The sequence below is a fragment of the Streptomyces sp. PSU-S4-23 genome, from assembly GCF_055632315.1.
Genome location: NZ_JBVMUU010000002.1, coordinates 1,529,653 through 1,548,307, shown reverse-complemented (window position 1 = coordinate 1,548,307; position 18,655 = coordinate 1,529,653). Strand labels below are relative to the sequence as shown.

Below are 18,655 nucleotides of genomic sequence, written 5' to 3'. Positions count from 1 at the left end.
AACGATGCCCGGACACCCTTGACAGGGGGATGTTTCATTGCCGACACATCGGGCCGGGTCCGGCGGATTGTGTTGCTGCGGACCGCCGACACGCCATAGAGTCGCCAACCGTCGGCATGGTGCCACGCTGACCTATCTAGAAGTTACCTGGTCACCAAGGAGGTAAGACGACTTGTGAATGAGTCGACATTTACTCCCGGGGGTGGTCAACCAGGAATGCCTACGCGGGGCGCGGGTCCCACGGGGCTCGAGGCTGTCGGCTCCGTCGCTGTCCGTACCTTCGCTGCCCACCAGAGCCGGCGCCCCCACCTGGCTCAGACAGCACACCAGAGCTTGGATGGCCAACACGTGAACGCCATGGCCGGCAACGGAAGTGGCGAGGTCCACAACCACTTCGCCGACTACGACGAACTGCCCGACGGGCACTTCTACGACCCGGACGCCGAGTACGAGCCGGATCCCGAGTACGCGGCCACGCTCGCGCCCGACGCGGCCCGCCAGCGCCGCGAACGCATCGGCCCCACCGGCCGTCCGCTGCCGTACTTCCCGATCCCGGGCCCGCTGACCGACCACGGCCCCGCGAAGATCATCGCGATGTGCAACCAGAAGGGCGGCGTCGGCAAGACCACGTCGACCATCAACCTGGGCGCCGCGCTCGCGGAGTACGGGCGCCGGGTGCTGCTCGTCGACTTCGACCCGCAGGGCGCGCTGTCCGTGGGCCTCGGCGTCAACCCCATGGAGCTCGACCTCACCGTCTACAACCTGCTCATGGAGCGGGGCATGTCCGCGGACGAGGTCCTGCTGAAGACCGCGGTCCCCAACATGGACCTGCTGCCGAGCAACATCGACCTGTCGGCGGCCGAGGTCCAGCTGGTGTCGGAGGTCGCGCGCGAGTCGACGCTCCAGCGGGCGCTCAAGCCGCTGATGCCGGACTACGACTACATCGTCATCGACTGCCAGCCCTCGCTCGGCCTGCTCACCGTGAACGCCCTCACGGCGGCGCACAAGGTGATCGTGCCGCTGGAGTGCGAGTTCTTCGCGCTGCGCGGTGTCGCACTGCTCACCGAGACCATCGAGAAGGTGCAGGAGCGGCTCAACCCGGAGCTGGAGCTCGACGGCATCCTCGCCACGATGTACGACTCCCGGACGGTGCACAGCCGTGAGGTCCTCGCGCGGGTCGTCGAGGCGTTCGACGACCACGTCTACCACACGGTGATCGGCCGGACCGTGCGCTTCCCGGAGACCACCGTCGCCGGTGAGCCCATCACCACCTACGCCTCCAACTCCGTCGGTGCCGCCGCCTACCGCCAGCTCGCCAGGGAGGTGCTCGCCCGGTGTCACGCCGAGTGAGTCTGCCGGGGGCCGACGAACTGTTCCGTACCACCGGGGGAATGGCGCTCCAGGCGTCCACCCCGAGGCGCCAGGCCAACGGCGAGGCCCGGGTGCCGGCCCCCGCGGGCGAGAGCGATCCGACGGCCGCGGCGGAGGACGCACCCCCGTCGGTGCCCGTGCAGGGCGGCGACGGGGAGGGCGACGAGCACGTCGCGGCGGACCCCGCGGAGTCGGAGACCGGGGAGTCCCGCACGCGGGCGGCCACCGCCGAGCGTCCCGCGCGGCGCCAGGCGCCGCAGGAAGGTTCTGGCGGGTCCTCCGGGGCCCAGCCGCGCAAGCGGGGGCGCGCGGCCGGGCGGCGTCCCAGCGGGCGGGAGCGGCACGACGAGAAGATCACCGTCTATGTGTCCGCGGAGGAGCTCATGGACCTGGAGCACGCGCGTCTCGTGCTCCGGGGCGAGCACGGGCTCGCGGTCGACCGCGGGCGGATCGTGCGCGAGGCGGTCGCCGTGGTCCTGGCGGATCTGGAGTCCCGCGGGGACGCGAGCATCCTCGTGCGTCGGCTTCGGGGGCGTTGAGCAGGTAGCCTGCGACGGCCATGACCTCGTACGACGGCTCCGCTCCCGCCACCGGCTCCGCCGGCCGCCGGCGCACGCTGGGGCGTGGGCCCGGGGCCGCGCCGACGCCGACCACGCCTCCGGCCGGGCCGAGGCCCGACGACGACCCCCGGCCCACGCCCCGGCCACCCACGGCAGCCGCACCGTCCACGCCGGCGCGGACCCGTACCGAGGCTGGGCGCGGTGAGTGGACCACCTCCACCGAGCCGTCGACCGGCGGCGCCGAAACCCGCACCGAACTGTTGACCGGCGGCGCCGAAACCCGCACCGAGCCGCGCCACGAGCCGGGCACGCCACGCGAGGACACCGACGCTCCGCCCCCCGGCGGGGCGGTCGGCGCCGAGCCGGGCGGTGAGCCGCGGGCTGTGCCCGGTGGGGCGGAGGCCGGGGCCGGCCAGGGCGCCGTTGCCGTGGTCGCGACGGAAGCCGGGGCGGAGGGCATGGCCTCGGCGTCCGTGCCGGTGGCGGACGCGGGTTCCGCCGTCGGCACTCCCGCCGCGGCCCCGGGCGAGCCGGAAGCCGGCGAGGGTGTCTTCAGGGTCCGGCTCGCCAACTTCGAGGGGCCCTTCGACCTCCTCCTCCAGCTGATCTCCAAGCACAAGCTGGACGTCACCGAGGTGGCGCTGTCCAAGGTGACCGACGAGTTCATGGCGCACATCCGTGCCATGGGCCCGGACTGGGACCTCGACCAGACCACCGAGTTCCTCGTCGTCGCGGCGACACTGCTCGACCTCAAGGCGGCCCGGCTGCTGCCCGCCGCCGAGGTCGAGGACGAGGCCGACCTCGCGCTGCTGGAGGCCCGGGACCTGCTGTTCGCGCGGCTCCTCCAGTACCGCGCCTACAAGCAGATCGCCGAGATCTTCAGCCGGCGCACCGAGGACGAGGCCCGGCGCCACCCCCGTACCGTCGGCCTGGAACCCCACCACGCCGAACTGCTGCCCGAGGTCGTCATCAGCATCGGCCCCGAGGGCTTCGCCCGCCTCGCGGTCAAGGCGATGCAGCCCAGGCCCAAGCCGCAGGTGTACGTCGACCACATCCACGCCCCGCTGGTGTCGGTGCGGGAACAGGCCGGGATCGTGGTGGCGCGGCTGCGGGAACTCGGCGAGGCCAGCTTCCGTGTGCTCGTGGAGGACACCGACGACACCCTCACGGTCGTCGCGCGCTTCCTCGCGCTGCTGGAGCTGTACCGGGAGAAGGCGGTGGCGCTGGAGCAGGAGGCCGCGCTGGGTGAGCTGGTCGTGCGCTGGACCGGTGGGGACGGGGACCAGACGCCGGTGGTCACGGACGAGTTCGACCGGCCGCCCGAGGAGCCCGGCAGGAACGGCACCAAGACGGAGGAGAAGGCGTGAGCGAGGAGACCGCCGGGATTGCGGCCGGCCTGGACACCGTGGCCGGGCTCGACCTCAAGCCCGCCCTGGAGGCCGTCCTCATGGTCGTGGACGAGCCCGCCACCGAGGAGCACCTGGCGAAGATCCTTCAGCGGCCCCGGCGGCAGATCGCCGACGCGCTGCGCGAGCTCGCCGACGAGTACACCGTGCAGGGGCGCGGGTTCGAGCTGCGGTTCGTCGCCGGCGGCTGGCGTTTCTACACCCGCGCCGCCTACGCCGCCGCCGTGGAGCGCTTCGTGCTCGACGGGCAGCAGGCCCGGCTCACCCAGGCCGCGCTGGAGACCCTGGCGGTGGTCGCCTACCGCCAGCCGGTCAGCCGCAGCCGGGTCTCGGCGGTCCGCGGGGTCAACTGCGACGGTGTCATGCGCACCCTCCTCCAGCGCGGTCTGGTCGAGGAGGCGGGCACGGAACCCGAAACAAGTGCGATCCTGTACAGGACGACGAACTACTTCCTGGAGCGGATGGGCCTGCGCGGCCTGGACGAGCTTCCGGAGCTCGCGCCCTTCCTCCCGGAGGCGGAGGCGATCGAGGCCGAGACCCAGGAGGGTGCTTTGTCGTTCGACCCGGACGCTCCCGATGCTCCGGACGCAGACGGCGATCACACCACGAACACGACGACGGAACTTTGATGCGAAGCAGCGGCAGCAGCAGGAACGGCGGGCGGGGCAACTACCGCGGTGCCGGCAACAACAGGGACCAGCAGCAGGGCCAGGGCCGCCCCCGCAAGCCCCGTCCCGAGGAGCGCCGCTACGACGTGGGGCCGGGTGCTCCGCAGGACGGCCCGAAGTCAGGGCGCGGCGGCGCCGCGCGCGGCGGTGCCAAGGGCGGCCCGAAGCAGTCCCAGGAGCGCGGCCGCGGCCGCACGGCTCCGGCCCGCTCCCGCGAGTACGAGGCGCGGACGGAGGAACGCAACCGCGAGCGGTACGCGGGCAGGAAGGAGATCAGCCTGCCCAAGACCTTCCCGGGCGCCGAGCAGGAGGGCGAGCGGCTGCAGAAGGTGCTCGCGCGGGCGGGGTACGGCTCGCGGCGCGCCTGCGAGGAGCTGATCGAGCAGGCGAGGGTCGAGGTCAACGGCGAGATCGTCACCGAGCAGGGCAAGCGCATCGACCCGGAGAAGGACGAGGTCAGGGTCGACGGGCTGACCGTGGCCACCCAGTCGTACCAGTTCTTCGCGCTCAACAAGCCGGCCGGTGTCGTCTCCACCATGGAGGACCCGGACGGACGCCAGTGCCTCGGCGACTACGTCACCAACCGCGAGACCCGGCTCTTCCACGTCGGCCGGCTCGACACCGAGACCGAGGGCGTCATCCTGCTCACCAACCACGGCGAGCTGGCGCACCGGCTGACGCACCCGAAGTACAACGTCAAGAAGACCTACCTGGCGCACATCGTCGGCCCGATCCCGCGCGACCTGGGCAAGCGTCTGAAGGAGGGCGTCCGGCTGGAGGACGGGTACGCGCGCGCGGACCACTTCCGGGTGGTGGAGCAGACCGGTAAGAACTACCTCGTGGAAGTGACCCTCCACGAGGGCCGCAAGCACATCGTGCGCCGCATGCTCGCCGAGGCCGGCTTCCCCGTCGACAAGCTGGTGCGCACCGCGTTCGGGCCCATCACCCTCGGCAACCAGAAGTCGGGCTGGCTGCGCCGCCTGTCCAACACGGAGGTCGGCATGCTGATGAAGGAAGTCGATCTCTAGGGCCTTTTCCCCAAGGACCGTTTCGCAGCGGCCGGTTCCCGCGGTGGCGGGGGCCGGCCGTCTTCTTGTGCGGGACCACCCCCGATGTTTATAGTCAATGCGACCATTAAAGGGGGTGGGTGGGTATGCAGGGCGCCGGCCAGGACTACGACAAGTACGCCTACGAGCCCTTCGCCGTCACCGTCGACCTCGCCGTCCTCACGATCCGCGCGGGCGCACTGCACGTGCTGCTCGTCGAACGCGGCCAGGAGCCGTACGCGGGCCGCTGGGCGCTCCCCGGCGGTTTCCTGCTGCCCCGCGAGTCCGCGGAGGGCGCGGCCCGGCGCGAACTCGCCGAGGAGACCGGCCTCGCGGACGTCTCCGGGCTCCATCTGGAGCAGCTGCGCACCTACAGCGACCCCGACCGCGACCCCCGTATGCGGGTCGTCTCCGTCGCCTTCGCCGCGCTGCTGCCCGACCCTCCCGAGCCGCACGGCGGCGGCGACGCGGCGCAGGCCCGCTGGCTGCCCCACGCCACTGCCGGGCCGCTCGCCTTCGACCACGACCGGATCCTCGCCGACGCCCACGACCGCGTCGGCGCCAAGCTGGAGTACACCTGCCTCGCCACCGCGTTCTGCCCGCCCGAGTTCACCCTGGGCGAGCTCCAGCAGGTCTACGAGACCGTCTGGGGCACCGCGCTGGACCGGCCCAACTTCCGGCGCAAGGTCCTCGCCACCCCGGGATTCGTCGAACCGGTCCCGGGCGCCGCCCGGCTGACCGGGGGCCGCGGCAAACCCGCCGCCCTCTACCGCGCCGGCGGCGCCACCGCCCTGCACCCGCCCCTGCTCCGCCCCACCACGGAAGGACGGCCCTCATGACCACCACCGCCCTCGCCAAGCGCGCCGCCACCGGCTCCCTGCTCGGGCTCGCGCTCGGCGACGCGCTCGGCTTCCCGACCGAGTTCAACGATGTGCCGTCGATCCTCGCCAAGTGCGGGCCCTGGCGGGAGATGGAGCTGCCGCGGCCGGCGATCGTCACCGACGACACCCAGATGACGCTGGCGCTCGGGCGCGGGCTGCGCACGGCCATGGACCGCGGGGCCCTGACGCCGGCGCGGATGCAGCGGCCGGTCCGCGAGGAGTTCGTCGACTGGTACCGGTCCCCGGACAACAACCGGGCACCCGGCCGGACCTGCCTGGTGGCCTGCAACCTGCTGAAGGACGAGAGCCGCCCCTGGCAGCTGGCCAGCCAGACCGGCTCCAAGGGCTGCGGGGCCAACATGCGTGTGGCGCCCGTCGGCCTCGTACCCGGCCTGAGCGACGAACAGCGGGCGGGCGCCGCCCAGTTGCAGGCCGCCCTCACCCACGGCCACCCCACCGCGCTCGCCGCGTCCGACCTGACCGCCCACGCGATACGCCTGCTCGCGCAGGGCGCCGAGCCGACCGGCCTGGTGGGCCTGCTGCGCTCCTACGCGTACGACAACCGCACCCGCTACCACGAGCGGTGGCTCGGAGATCTGTGGACCCACGCCCAGGACCCCTCGCCCGAGCACTTCATCGCCCGCGGCTGGGACGAGTGCCTGGAGGTCCTCGAACACCTCCGGGCGGCCGTCCGGACCGTCTCGCCCGAGACCGACCCCTGCCTGGCCACCGGCGAGGGCTGGATCGCCGAGGAGGCCCTCGCGACCGGTCTGCTGTGCTTCCTGCTCTTCCCCGACGAGCCCCTCACCGCCCTGCGCCGGGCCGCCTGCACCTCGGGCGACTCCGACTCGATCGCCTGCCTGACGGGCGCCTTCGCGGGCGCCAGCCTCGGCGCCGAGGCATGGCCGCGGGAGTGGACCGACCGGATCGAGTACGGGGGCGAGCTGTACGCCCTGGGGGCGCTCTGGGACGCCTGAGCGAGACGTCTCGCCAGGCGGGCGGTGCACACCGGGGCGTTCCGGCCTGACTACGCTGGGGGCAGACGTTTCGGCACACAGGCGAGGAGCATCACCGTGGCGGTACGAGCGGTCCGGGGCGCCGTCCAACTGGAACGGGACGAGGCCGGGCACATGGACGAGCGGGTCGGAGCCCTGCTCACCGCCCTCCTGGAGCGCAACGGCCTGACGGCCGACGAACTGATCAGCATCTGGTTCACCGCCACGCCCGATCTGCACAGCGACTTCCCGGCGGCCGCCGCCCGCAAGATCGGCATCGTCGACGTGCCGCTGATCTGTGCGCAGGAGCTGGACGTCGAGGGCGCGATGCCCCGGGTCGTCCGCGTCCTCGCCCACATCGAGTCCGACCGGCCGCGCGCCGACATCGCGCACGTCTACCTCGGCGCCGCGGCCGCACTCCGCAAGGACATCGCCCAGTGAGGACCGCACTCGTCATCGGCACGGGACTGATCGGCACGTCGGCGGCCCTGGCGCTCGCCGCGCGCGGGGTGACCGTGCACCTCGCCGACCACGACCCCGAGCAGGCCCGCACGGCGGCGGCGCTCGGCGCCGGCACCGACGAGGTGCCGGCGGGGCCCGTCGACCTCGTGATCGTCGCGGCCCCGCCCGCGCACGTGGCCGCCGCGCTGGCCGACGCCATGCGGCGCGGCCTCGGACGCGGCTACCTCGACGTCGCCAGCGTCAAGGGCGGCCCGCGCCGCGAACTGGAGGCACTCGGCCTGGACCCGGCCGTCCTGTCGAGGTACATCGGCACGCACCCCATGGCGGGCCGTGAGAAGTCCGGTCCGCTGGCCGCCACCGGCGACCTCTTCGAGGGCCGCCCCTGGGTGCTGACCCCGACCCGGGACACCGACACCGAGGTGCTGAACCTCGCCCTGGAACTGGTCTCGCACTGCCGTGCCGTGCCGGTCGTCATGGACGCCGACGCCCACGACCGGGCGGTCGCCCTCGTCTCCCACATGCCCCACCTGCTGTCCAGCATGGTTGCCGCGCGCCTGGAGCACGCCGAGGAGGCGGCGGTACGGCTGTGCGGCCAGGGCATCCGGGACGTCACCCGCATCGCGGCCTCCGACCCGGGGATGTGGATCGACATCCTGTCCGCGAACCCCGGGCCGGTCGCCGACCTCCTGTCCGAGGTGGCCGCCGACCTCGACGAGACGGTGCGGGCCCTGCGCGCCCTCCAGTCCTCCGACGAGGCCAAGCGGCGCGAGGGCGCCGGGGGCATCGAGGACGTGCTGCGCCGCGGCAACGCCGGCCAGGTGCGGGTGCCCGGCAAGCACGGCAGCGCCCCGCGGGCGTATGAGACGGTGGCCGTCCTCATCGACGACCAGCCCGGGCAGCTGGCCCGCATCTTCGCGGACGCGGGCATGGCGGGAGTCAACATCGAGGACGTCCGCATCGAGCACGCGACGGGGCAGCAGGCGGGTCTCGTGCAGCTCATGGTGGAGCAGAAGGCGGCCCCGACGCTGAGCGCGGCGCTGCGGAAGCGCGGCTGGGCGATCCGCCAGTAGGGCGGGGGATCCGGCAGGCGGGCGGGGCGGCGGGGTGCCCGTACGGCGGGAGGGCCCGTACGGCGGGAGCCCGGCCGCAGGCCCGTCATACCGGCTCCGCAGAGCCAGTAACCTTGTGCGGGGCGCCCTCGCGTCCCGCCCATCCGCCACCCCGCACCAGGAAGGTGTCCCCCCGTGGAAAACGGCGCCCGGACCGCCCCGCCAGTGATCGTCGCCATCGACGGCCCCTCCGGCACGGGCAAGTCGAGCACCTCGAAGGCCGTGGCGGCGCAGCTCGGGCTGAGCTACCTGGACACCGGCGCCCAGTACCGGGCGATCACCTGGTGGATGGTGAACAACGGCATCGACACGACCGACCCCTCGGAGGTCGCGGCGGTGGTGGGCAAGCCGGAGATCGTCTCCGGCACCGACCCGTCCGCGCCCACCATCACCGTGGACGGCGTGGACGTCTCCGCCCCGATCCGCGGCCGGGAGGTCACCTCCAAGGTCAGCGCGGTCAGCGCGGTCCCCGAGGTGCGGGCCCGGATCACCGAGTTGCAGCGTTCCATCGCCGCGGCCGCGGAGCACGGCATCGTCGTCGAGGGCCGAGACATCGGCACGACCGTGCTGCCGGACGCCGACCTGAAGGTCTTCCTCACCGCGTCCCCGGAGGCGCGCGCCGCCCGCCGCCACGGCGAGCTGAAGGGCGCGGACCTGCACACCACCCGCGAGTCCCTGATCAAGCGGGACACGGCCGACTCCACCCGCAAGGCGTCCCCGCTCGCGAAGGCCGGCGACGCCGTCGAGGTGGACACCACCGACCTCACGCTGCAGCAGGTCATCGAGTGTGTCGTCACCCTCGTCGAGGAGAAGCGGGCCGGAAAGTGACCGAGGTTCCTTCGCCACGCGGCGCCGACGTCGGCCGGCGGATCGGTGTCGGCCTGATGTACGGGCTGTGGAGGCCGCGCGTCCTGGGCGCGTGGCGGGTTCCGGCGAGTGGCCCGGCGATCCTCGCGGTCAACCACTCCCACAACATCGACGGTCCCATGGTCATGGGCGTGGCACCCCGGCCGACGCACTTCCTGATCAAGAAGGAGGCGTTCGTCGGCCCGCTCGACCCCTTCCTGCGCGGCATCGGCCAGCTGGAGGTCGACCGCCACAGCACCGACCGCACGGCGGTGACCCGGGCGCTGGGCGTGCTGGAGAACGGGGGAGTCCTCGGGATCTTCCCCGAGGGCACCCGCGGCGAGGGCGACTTCGCCTCGCTGCGCGCCGGACTCGCGTACTTCGCGGTCCGCTCGGGGGCGCCGATCGTGCCCGTCGCGGTGCTGGGAAGTTCCGGGCGGCGCGGGCGGTTGATAAAAGGGCTGCCGCCGCTGCGCAGCCGGATCGACGTCGTCTTCGGCGACCCGTTCGAGGCGGGCGACGGCACGGGGCGGCGCACGCGCACGGCGCTCGACGAGGCCACGGAGCGCATCCAGAAGCAGCTCACCGCGCACCTGGAAAACGCCAGGCGCCTCACCGGGCGCTGAGCGACACTTCAGTAGTGGATCACCGTGGCCGCGGTGCTCCACCGATCACCACGATGAACGAGGTACGGACTTCATGAACGACGACAGCAGGCCCGACGGCTCGGCCGCGCACGAGGACGAGCACGGGGCACTCGGCGACGCCGAGTACGCGGAGTTCATGCAGCTCGCCGCGGAAGAGGGCTTCGACCTGGAGGACGTCGAGGGCGCCATCGGGGCGGCCGGACACGGCCCGCTGCCCGTGCTCGCCGTCGTCGGCCGCCCCAATGTCGGCAAGTCGACCTTGGTGAACCGCATCATCGGCCGCCGTGAGGCGGTCGTCGAGGACAAGCCGGGGGTGACCCGTGACCGGGTCACCTATGAGGCGGAGTGGGCGGGCCGCCGCTTCAAGGTCGTCGACACCGGCGGCTGGGAGCAGGACGTCCTCGGCATCGACGCCTCGGTGGCGGCGCAGGCCGAGTACGCGATCGAGGCGGCCGACGCGGTGGTCTTCGTGGTCGACGCCAAGGTCGGCGCGACCGACACGGACGAGGCGGTCGTACGGCTGCTGCGCAAGGCGGGCAAACCCGTGGTGCTGTGCGCCAACAAGGTCGACGGCCCGAGCGGCGAGGCCGACGCGGCGTACCTGTGGAGCCTGGGCCTCGGCGAGCCCCACCCGGTCTCGGCGCTCCACGGCCGCGGCACCGGCGACATGCTGGACGCCGTCCTGGAGGCCCTGCCGGAGGCGCCCGCCCAGACCTTCGGCACCTCGGTCGGCGGCCCCCGCCGTGTCGCGCTGATCGGCCGCCCGAACGTCGGCAAGTCCTCGCTGCTGAACAAGGTCGCGGGCGAGGAGCGCGTCGTCGTGGACGAACTCGCCGGCACCACCCGCGACCCGGTCGACGAGCTGATCGAACTCGGCGGGAAGACCTGGAAGTTCGTCGACACCGCGGGCATCCGCAAGCGGGTCCACCTCCAGCAGGGCGCCGACTACTACGCCTCACTGCGCACGGCCGCCGCCGTCGAGAAGGCCGAGGTCGCCGTCGTGCTGATCGACGGCTCCGAGACCATCTCGGTCCAGGACCAGCGCATCGTCACCATGGCCGTGGAGGCGGGGCGCGCGCTCGTCATCGCCTACAACAAGTGGGACACCCTCGACGAGGAACGCCGCTACTACCTGGAGCGAGAGATCGAGACCGAGCTCGCCCAGGTGCGGTGGGCGCCGCGGGTGAACGTCTCGGCGCGCACCGGACGGCACATGGAGAAGCTGGTCCCCGCGATCGAGACCGCCCTGGAGGGCTGGGAGACCCGTGTCCCCACGGGCCGCCTCAACGCCTTCCTCGGTGAGCTGGTCGCCGCGCACCCGCACCCCGTCCGCGGAGGCAAGCAGCCGCGCATCCTGTTCGGCACCCAGGCGGGCACCAAGCCGCCGCGGTTCGTGCTCTTCGCCTCCGGCTTCATCGAGGCGGGCTACCGCCGGTTCATCGAGCGGCGGCTGCGCGAGGAGTTCGGCTTCGAGGGATCCCCGATCCATATCTCCGTCCGCGTGCGCGAGAAGCGCGGCAAGAAGAAGTAGGCGCTCACAGCCCCCTGCGCGGTGCGGGGGGCAGCGCGGGGAGACGATGCCCCGTGGCCTGTCGTGCCACCTGCTCCCAGAGGGTCGCCGTGGCCGTCTGCTCGTGCGGGGCGGTCTGCCGGCCGACCGCGTGCTGCGGGGTGGTGTGGCGTGTGCCGTACGTCCCCGCGCCGTACGAGCCGGTGCGGTGGACGGGGTGGGAGAAGGCGACGAAGTCCAGGTCCTCCTCGCCGCTGCGGTCGCCCGGGCACGCCCGGAAGGACCGGACGTACTCGGCGTAGAGCGCGTCGTAGATCGGCGTGGCCGAGGAGCGGTCGGAGAGGTCCTGGGCCGATCTCGCGGCGGGGATCGGCTGAGGGGACGGGCGGCGGGGGACGTCATATGCGTGCACGTAGGTGCCAACGACCCCGCCGCCCGCAGGATGCGGGTCGAGTACGCAGCCCTTGCAGGTCAGGCGCCTCGTCGGGCGGTGTGCCCGCCGGCCGGGCTCAGGTGCCCGCCAGCGGCAGGGCGGCGGCCACGAGCTTCCCGTTCGCCGCGGCCTTGTCCAGCGCGTCGCGCAGCAGGTCCTCCCGCGGCTGGCGGCCGATGGAACCCACCGGGGCCGCGAACATCAGCACCTGCTGGTGCTTGTTGGCGGCCGCCCGCCATCCCTCGGTGACCTGGAGCGGCTGGTGCGCCTGCCACCAGGCCACCGGCTGGCCGCCGTTGGCACCCGGCTGCAGCACGGCGTGCAACTGGCCCATGGCGAGCAGCACGGACCAGCCGTGCAGCACCGACGGCACCGACGCGATCTCGGCCAGCGGCGTGAAGCCCTGCTCGACGAGCAGGGGCAGGAAGTCGTCGCCCACGCCTGACGAGCCCGGGCGCGCGATGGGAGCGGTGGGCTCCACGACGAGCGCCGGGTGCAACTCCCCGGCGATCAGGACGAGTCCGCTGGTGACGCCCAGCACCGCCTGCTCGGGAGCCCCCTCGGCGAGGTCCTCGGCGGCGGTGATGGAGCGGACGGCGCCCTGCAACTGCTCCTCGGTGACCTGGACGACCTGGGACGGCAGACAGGTGGCGTGGGCGAAGGCGAGGACGGCGGTCTCCTCGCCGACGAACAGGACGGTGCTGGTGCGCTCCTGCTCGGAGTCGCCCGGGGTGCGGCAGGACGTGCAGTCGTAACTGCCCGGGGCGTTCTCTCCGGTGAGCAGCCGGTCGGCTTCTTCGTCGCCGATCTCGGCGCGTACGGCGTCGCTGACGTCGAGCATGCGCGGCACGGGGGCTCCCTCGGGATGCGGTACGTGGCGTGCCGGGTGGCTCCCGGCCCATGAGCCGGGGGTCCCCGGCTCATGCAGAAGACAACGGGCGATCTGTGGCCGGAGTCACGCCCGCAAGCGAACGGAATCGAACCATCCGATGCGCAGGGTGAGCATGCGCGCGGAATGCGTCACTCCACGCCAACTTCCGGGAACGAAAGGGAAGTTGCTTTCGTGAGGTGGCTCACAGATCATCGAGTGCCCTGGTCGACAAATCCGGAAATCAGCGAATGAAATGGGTGGCCGAAAATCGCCGATACCGCCGGTAACAGCGAACTGGCCTGGAATGACAAGGAGTTGGTTGATATCGGACGGCCCGCCTGCCTAGATTCCTCCGCCGTGTGCAACGAGCACCGCCCGGGAACGTCCACCGGCCGCGCCGCACCGACGGCGCGCAGCACCACCTCCGGCGGACGGGGCGGCGCGCGACGACCGCGCCCCACGCGCAGGCCGACGCGCCCCGCCCTGGGGGATCCCGGGTTCGTGGAAAGGGAATTACATGTCCGAATGTGCCGATGACACCCGTAAGGCCCGTACGACCCGTACGACGGCGGTCCTCGCCGGCGCGGCCCTGCTCGCCCCGCTCGGACTGCTCGCCGCGACCGGCAACGCCGCCGCGGCCGACAGCGGAGTGTGGGACCGCATCGCCCGGTGCGAGAGCGGAGGGAACTGGCACATCAACACCGGCAACGGCTACTACGGAGGACTGCAGTTCTCCGCCGGCACCTGGCGCGCGTACGGCGGCACCGCCTACGCCCCGACCGCCGACAAGGCGTCCAGGCAGGCACAGATCGCCGTCGCCACCAAGGTGCAGAACGCGCAGGGCTGGGGTGCGTGGCCCGTCTGCTCGGCCCGCGCCGGAGCCCACGGAAGCGCACCCGCGGCATCGGGGGCCCGCGAGGCCACCCGCCCGTCCTCGGGTTCGGCCACCACCGAGTCCGCAGCCGAGTCCACTCCGCGGGGGCATCGGCATGTGTCGAAGGCGCCGGAGCACTCGGCGGGACACACCGCGCGCGGCGCGTCCCGCGGCGACTACACCGTGCGCAGCGGTGACACCCTCAGCGGTATCGCCGAACGGCACGGCACCACCTGGCAGCGGCTCTACACACGCAACAAGGCGGTGATCGGCGCCGATCCCGACCTGATCATGCCCGGACAGCGACTCGACGTCTGACCGCGCTCCTCCCCGGGCCCTGCCGTCCCCCGCGACGGCAGGGCCCCACGCATGCGGCCACCCCCTCGGGGGCACCCTGATGCCCTTCCTGGCCGAAAGGTTCCCGTCGTCACCTACCGATGCGGCAACCGTTGCGCCACAACATGGCCATGGCGCCCAACCGGTCGGCGCGCCCTGGGTCTAATCAACACGCACGGGGGACGGACAAGGGGATCCAGGGACGCATGCACATCTCTTTCCTGATACACAACGCCTACGGGATCGGAGGCACGAACCGCACGACGTACAACCTGGCGAGCGCGCTGGCCGAACAGCACGACGTGGAGATCGTCTCCGTCTTCCGCCACCGCGACGAGCCCGTCTTCGCCCCCGGCCCGGGCGTCCGGCTGCGCCATCTCGTCGATCTGCGCGCCGGCGGCCCCGACCGCGGCCACCCCGAGCTGGACCGCCCCGCCAGGATCTTTCCGCGTGCCGAGGGCCGCCACCGGCAGTACAGCGTCCTCACCGACCGCCGCATCGGCGCTCACCTGGCAACGACCGAGGCGGACGTGGTGGTCGCCACACGTCCCGGGCTGAACGTGCACCTGGCCTGCCAGACGCGCCGCGGCCCGCTCCGCGTCGGTCAGGAGCACCTCACCCTCGACAGCCACTCCAAGGCGCTGCGGCTGGTCCTGCGGGGCGCCTACCCGAGGCTGGACGCCCTCACCACCACCACCGAGGCCGACGCCGGCGCCTACCGCGCACGGATGCGGCTGCCCGGCGTCCGTATCGAGGCCGTGCCCAACCCCGTGCCCGCGCCGAACCTGGCACCCGCCGACGGCTCGGCCGCCTGGGTCGTGGCGGCCGGGCGGCTGGCGCCCGTGAAGCGGTACGACCTGCTCGTCACCGCCTTCGACCGGGTGCGCGCCGAGCGCCCCGACTGGCGGCTGCGCATCTACGGCGGCGGCGAGCAGAAGGAGGAACTGCGCGCCCTCGTCGACCGCCTCGGCCTGCACGACCACGTCCACCTCATGGGCCCCGTGCACCCCATCGAGCCCGAGTGGGTCAAGGGCTCCCTCGCCGCCGTCACCTCCCGCACCGAGTCCTTCGGCATGACCATCGTCGAGGCCATGCGCTGCGGGCTGCCCGTCGTCGCCGCCGACTGCCCGCACGGACCCCGTGAGATCATCCACGACGGGGTCGACGGCCGGCTCGTCGAGCCCGGCAGCGCGGAGGCGGTCGCCACGGGTCTGCTGGAACTCATCAACGACGACGCGTTGCGCCTGCGGATGGCCGCCGCGGCCCTGGCGGCGTCCGCGCGCTTCGACCCCTCCCGCATCGCCGAACGCTACGAGTCCCTGTTCACCGGCACCACCCGGCACGGCGCCCGGCTGCGCGGATCACTGCCCCGCACCCGGGCCGCGCTGGCGGGCGGCGTCCAGGCCGTACGGGCCGCCGGGCGCGGCGTACTCGGGAAGGGGCGCCCCGCATGACGACCGGGGCACCGCGGAGCCGGCCGAGCGGACCGCCGGGCCCCCGCGCGCCGACCGTGCCGCCGACGCCGCCGGCGGGCTGACCCTCGCCATCGACGCCACCGGCCTGGCGGGCCCCGCCCACCTGCTGCCGCCCCGCCGCGAGGGCGAGGAGGCAGCACTGCCGCCGGTCCCCGCCGAGGGCGGCCGGCTGCGCGCCGCGCTGCCCGGCGGTGTCGGGCTGCCCGAGGGCCGCGGGGACCGCCTCACGGGTCCGGCGGGCCCCTGCGGCTCGCGGACAGTATCTGTCCGCAAGGGGTGGCAGACTCGGCGCCATGCTGGATACCTCGGCCCGACTGCTGCGTCTGCTGTCCCTGCTCCAGGCCCACCGGGAATGGTCCGGATCCGACCTGGCCGATCGCCTCGGTGTCAGCCCCCGCACCGTGCGCCGGGACGTGGAGCGGCTGCGCGAGCTGGGCTATCCCGTCAACGCCAGCCCCGGCACCGGCGGCGGCTACCAGCTGGGGGCGGGGGCCGAGCTGCCACCGCTGCTCCTGGACGACGACGAGGCCGTAGCCGTGGCCGTCGGGCTGCGCACGGCCGCCGGGCAGGGCATCGAGGGCATCGGCGAGAGCTCCGTGCGCGCCCTCGCCAAGCTGGAACAGGTCCTGCCGAACCGTCTGCGCCGCCGCGTGAGCGCGCTGAACGCGTTCACCGTGCCGATGCTGCGCGGCCCCGGGCCCTCCGCCGTCGACCCGGCCGTCCTCACCGAACTCGCCCGTCTGTGCCGGGACGCGGAGCGGCTGCGCCTGGACTACCGGGACCACGGCGGCACCCCGTCCCGCCGCACGGTCGAGCCGTACCGCCTGGTGTGCACCGAGCGCCGCTGGTACCTGGTGGCCTGGGACCTCGACCGCGAGGACTGGCGCACCTTCCGCGTGGACCGGATCACCCCGAGGGCGCCGCACGGCCCGCGCTTCGCCCCGCGGACACCACCGGCCGACGACCTGGCCGCGTATGTGTCGAAGGGCGTCTCCACAGGCGCGTACGCCACCCAGGCCGTCGTACGGCTCCTGGTGCCCCTGCACGAGGCGGCCGGGAGGATCTCGCCGTCGGCGGGGACCCTGGAGGCGGAGGGCGACGGCAGCTGCCTGCTGCGCACGGGGGCGGCGAGTCTCGACGTGGTGGTGATCCACGTCATGATGATGGGGTTCGAGTTCCAAGTGCTGGAGCCCGCGGACCTGACCGAGACGGTCAGGAGGGCTCGGGACCGGCTGTCGAGGGCGCTGGAGCGTGCCTGACCGGCGCGTACTGCGGGTGATGCAGGTCGAACGCCGGGGACTCGGAGCGGATCCGGGGCAGGCTGACGAAGTTGTGCCGCGGCGGCGGGCACGAGGTCGCCCACTCCAGGGAGCGGCCGAAGCCCCAGGGGTCGTCGGTCTCGACCCTGGTTCCGTGCTTCGCGGTCCTCCAGACGTTGTGGAGGAACGGCAGCGTCGACAGGCCGAGCAGGAACGACCCGATGGTGGAGACCGTGTTGAGCGCGGTGAAGCCGTCGACGGCGAGATAGTCGGCGTACCGGCGCGGCATGCCCTCGGCGCCCAGCCAGTGCTGCACCAGGAACGTGGTGTGGAAGCCGGTGAACAGCGTCCAGAAGTGGATCTTGCCGAGCCGTTCGTCGAGCATCTTGCCGGTGAACTTGGGCCACCAGAAGTAGAAGCCGCCGAAGGTCGCGAACACGACCGTGCCGAAGACGACGTAGTGGAAGTGGGCGACCACGAAGTACGAGTCGGTGACGTGGAAGTCCAGCGGCGGCGCGGCCAGGATCACCCCGGTCAGCCCGCCGAACAGGAACGACACCATGAAGCCGACCGCCCACAGCATCGGCGTCTCGAACGACAGGGAGCCCTTGACCATCGTGCCGGTCCAGTTGAAGAACTTCACCCCGGTCGGCACCGCGATCAGGAACGACATGAAGGAGAAGTACGGCAGCAGCACCGCGCCCGTCGTGAACATGTGGTGCGCCCACACGGCCACCGACAGACCCGTGATCGCCATGGTCGCGCCGACCAGCGTCACATAGCCGAAGACCGGCTTGCGGCTGAAGACCGGGATGATCTCCGTGACGATCCCGAAGAACGGCAGCGCGATGATGTAGACCTCGGGGTGGCCGAAGAACCAGAACAGGTGCTGCCACAGCAGCGCCCCGCCGTCGGCGGCCTCGAACACCTGGGAGCCGAACCGCCGGTCGGCCTCCAGCACCAGCAGCGCCGCGGCGAGCACGGGGAACGCCAGCAGGACGAGGATCGACGTGAACAGCGTGTTCCAGGTGAAGATCGGCATGCGGAACATCGTCATGCCCGGAGCGCGCATGCAGATGATCGTCGTCAGGAAGTTCACCGCGCCGAGGATGGTGCCGAAGCCGGCCAGCGCCAGCCCCATGATCCACAGGTCGGCGCCGATGCCCGGCGAGTGCTGCAGGCTGTTGAGCGGTGCGTACGCGAACCAGCCGAAGTCGGCGGGGCCGCCCGGTACGGCCAGCGAGCCCAGCACGATCAGCCCGCCGAACAGGAACAGCCAGTACGAGAACATGTTCAGCCGCGGGAAGGCCACGTCGGGGGAGCCGATCTGCAGCGGCATGATCTCGTTGGCGAAGCCGGCGAAGGTCGGGGTCGCGAACAGCAGCAGCATGATCGTGCCGTGCATGGTGAACAGCTGGTTGTACTGGGTGTTGCTCATGAGCTGCAGCCCGGGCCGGGCCAGCTCGGCCCGCATCAGCAGTGCCATGACCCCGCCGACCAGGAAGAACGCGAACGACGTGATCAGATAGAGGTGCCCGATCTTCTTGTGGTCCGTGGTGGTCAGCCAGTCGACGACCAGTCGCCCCGGCTGCCTGCTCCGCACGGTCCGGCCGGTCACCTGCGCGGTGTCCGTCGTCATCGCTCGCCCCCTCGCTCGTCGCGCCCCGGGCCCGCTGGAGCCCACGGCGCGGCGGTCCCGTGGGCTCACGCCATGATGCGCGCACCGTCCCGCCCTCCGACAGGGTGCGTGCGGGGGTTCTGTGCCGAAGCCGTGTATTTCTTATGCGCAGTCAGCTGCCGGGCATCGGGAAAGAGAAATGAGAAAGGGCGGCGTGAACTGTGCGCCGCGTTTTTCCGGGCAGGTTAATCCGGACCCCTGAACGATGATGATCAAGCCTCTGCCGAA

The 18,655-nt window shown here is 72.4% G+C and carries 18 protein-coding genes; 15 read left to right on the top strand and 3 right to left on the bottom strand.

Translation table 11 applies throughout. The annotated features are described in order from the left end of the window. The first annotated feature begins 216 nt into the window (after positions 1-216). The 12 genes from ACZ79I_RS07855 to der all read left to right on the top strand — a co-directional run bounded on the left by ACZ79I_RS07855 (position 217) and on the right by der (position 11,522). Positions 217-1,350, top strand: a complete 1,134-nt coding sequence (locus tag ACZ79I_RS07855) for a ParA family protein (protein WP_471495456.1) — start codon at positions 217-219, stop codon at positions 1,348-1,350. Further along, positions 1,335-1,910 (top strand): hypothetical protein, encoded by a 576-nt coding sequence (locus ACZ79I_RS07850; RefSeq protein ID WP_381077007.1) that lies wholly within the window; start codon positions 1,335-1,337, stop codon positions 1,908-1,910. The genes ACZ79I_RS07855 and ACZ79I_RS07850 overlap by 16 nt, the downstream gene beginning before the upstream one ends. Before the next feature lie 404 nt (positions 1,911-2,314). Continuing rightward, positions 2,315-3,298 (top strand): segregation and condensation protein A, encoded by a 984-nt coding sequence (locus ACZ79I_RS07845; RefSeq protein ID WP_471504811.1) that lies wholly within the window; start codon positions 2,315-2,317, stop codon positions 3,296-3,298. Then, positions 3,295-3,966 (top strand): SMC-Scp complex subunit ScpB, encoded by a 672-nt coding sequence (scpB, locus tag ACZ79I_RS07840; protein ID WP_471495454.1) that lies wholly within the window; start codon positions 3,295-3,297, stop codon positions 3,964-3,966. The genes ACZ79I_RS07845 and scpB overlap by 4 nt, the downstream gene beginning before the upstream one ends. Continuing rightward, the gene (locus tag ACZ79I_RS07835) at positions 3,966-5,033 is read left to right on the top strand and encodes a pseudouridine synthase (RefSeq protein ID WP_471495452.1); all 1,068 of its coding nucleotides are present in this window, start codon (positions 3,966-3,968) and stop codon (positions 5,031-5,033) included. The genes scpB and ACZ79I_RS07835 overlap by 1 nt, the downstream gene beginning before the upstream one ends. 125 nt (positions 5,034-5,158) lie before the next feature. Then, on the top strand, positions 5,159-5,890 hold the full coding sequence (locus ACZ79I_RS07830) for an NUDIX hydrolase (protein WP_471495450.1): 732 nt from the start codon (positions 5,159-5,161) through the stop codon (positions 5,888-5,890). Next, a complete protein-coding gene (locus ACZ79I_RS07825; protein WP_471495448.1) occupies positions 5,887-6,909 on the top strand; it encodes an ADP-ribosylglycohydrolase family protein in 1,023 nt (340 codons plus the stop codon). The genes ACZ79I_RS07830 and ACZ79I_RS07825 overlap by 4 nt, the downstream gene beginning before the upstream one ends. Before the next feature lie 96 nt (positions 6,910-7,005). After that, positions 7,006-7,368, top strand: a complete 363-nt coding sequence (gene aroH, locus ACZ79I_RS07820; RefSeq protein WP_471495446.1) for a chorismate mutase — start codon at positions 7,006-7,008, stop codon at positions 7,366-7,368. Next, positions 7,365-8,459 carry a prephenate dehydrogenase gene (locus ACZ79I_RS07815; RefSeq protein ID WP_471495444.1) on the top strand — a complete coding sequence of 365 codons (1,095 nt, stop codon included), beginning with the start codon at positions 7,365-7,367 and terminating at the stop codon, positions 8,457-8,459. The genes aroH and ACZ79I_RS07815 overlap by 4 nt, the downstream gene beginning before the upstream one ends. Before the next feature lie 174 nt (positions 8,460-8,633). Further along, positions 8,634-9,326, top strand: a complete 693-nt coding sequence (gene cmk / locus ACZ79I_RS07810) for a (d)CMP kinase (protein WP_471495442.1) — start codon at positions 8,634-8,636, stop codon at positions 9,324-9,326. Further along, positions 9,323-9,970 (top strand): lysophospholipid acyltransferase family protein, encoded by a 648-nt coding sequence (locus ACZ79I_RS07805; RefSeq protein WP_471495440.1) that lies wholly within the window; start codon positions 9,323-9,325, stop codon positions 9,968-9,970. Before cmk ends, ACZ79I_RS07805 begins: the two co-directional genes overlap by 4 nt. 73 nt (positions 9,971-10,043) lie before the next feature. After that, positions 10,044-11,522: a ribosome biogenesis GTPase Der gene (gene der / locus ACZ79I_RS07800; RefSeq protein WP_471495438.1), complete on the top strand. Its 1,479-nt coding sequence runs from the start codon at positions 10,044-10,046 to the stop codon at positions 11,520-11,522. Between the two features lie 4 nt (positions 11,523-11,526). On the opposite strand, the gene ACZ79I_RS07795 is transcribed toward der, so the two are convergent. Together ACZ79I_RS07795 and ACZ79I_RS07790 are read right to left on the bottom strand one after the other, a co-directional pair. After that, positions 11,527-11,913: a hypothetical protein gene (locus ACZ79I_RS07795; RefSeq protein ID WP_471495436.1), complete on the bottom strand. Its 387-nt coding sequence runs from the start codon at positions 11,911-11,913 to the stop codon at positions 11,527-11,529. Positions 11,914-12,010: 97 nt separating this feature from the next. Then, positions 12,011-12,784, bottom strand: coding sequence for a hypothetical protein (locus ACZ79I_RS07790; protein WP_471495434.1), 774 nt, complete (start codon positions 12,782-12,784; stop codon positions 12,011-12,013). Between the two features lie 538 nt (positions 12,785-13,322). Between ACZ79I_RS07790 and ACZ79I_RS07785 the strand changes: the two genes are divergently transcribed. The 3 genes from ACZ79I_RS07785 to ACZ79I_RS07775 all read left to right on the top strand — a co-directional run bounded on the left by ACZ79I_RS07785 (position 13,323) and on the right by ACZ79I_RS07775 (position 16,749). Next, positions 13,323-13,997 (top strand): transglycosylase family protein, encoded by a 675-nt coding sequence (locus ACZ79I_RS07785; protein WP_471495432.1) that lies wholly within the window; start codon positions 13,323-13,325, stop codon positions 13,995-13,997. A gap of 224 nt (positions 13,998-14,221) precedes the next feature. Continuing rightward, entirely contained in the window at positions 14,222-15,469 is a 1,248-nt protein-coding gene (locus ACZ79I_RS07780; RefSeq protein WP_471495430.1) for a glycosyltransferase family 4 protein, read from the top strand. Between the two features lie 314 nt (positions 15,470-15,783). Further along, the gene (locus ACZ79I_RS07775; protein WP_471495428.1) at positions 15,784-16,749 is read left to right on the top strand and encodes a helix-turn-helix transcriptional regulator; all 966 of its coding nucleotides are present in this window, start codon (positions 15,784-15,786) and stop codon (positions 16,747-16,749) included. On the opposite strand, the gene ctaD is transcribed toward ACZ79I_RS07775, so the two are convergent. Continuing rightward, positions 16,703-18,388, bottom strand: coding sequence for an aa3-type cytochrome oxidase subunit I (gene ctaD, locus ACZ79I_RS07770; RefSeq protein ID WP_471495426.1), 1,686 nt, complete (start codon positions 18,386-18,388; stop codon positions 16,703-16,705). The two genes, ACZ79I_RS07775 and ctaD, sit on opposite strands and share 47 nt — an antisense overlap. Positions 18,389-18,655: the final 267 nt, after the last annotated feature.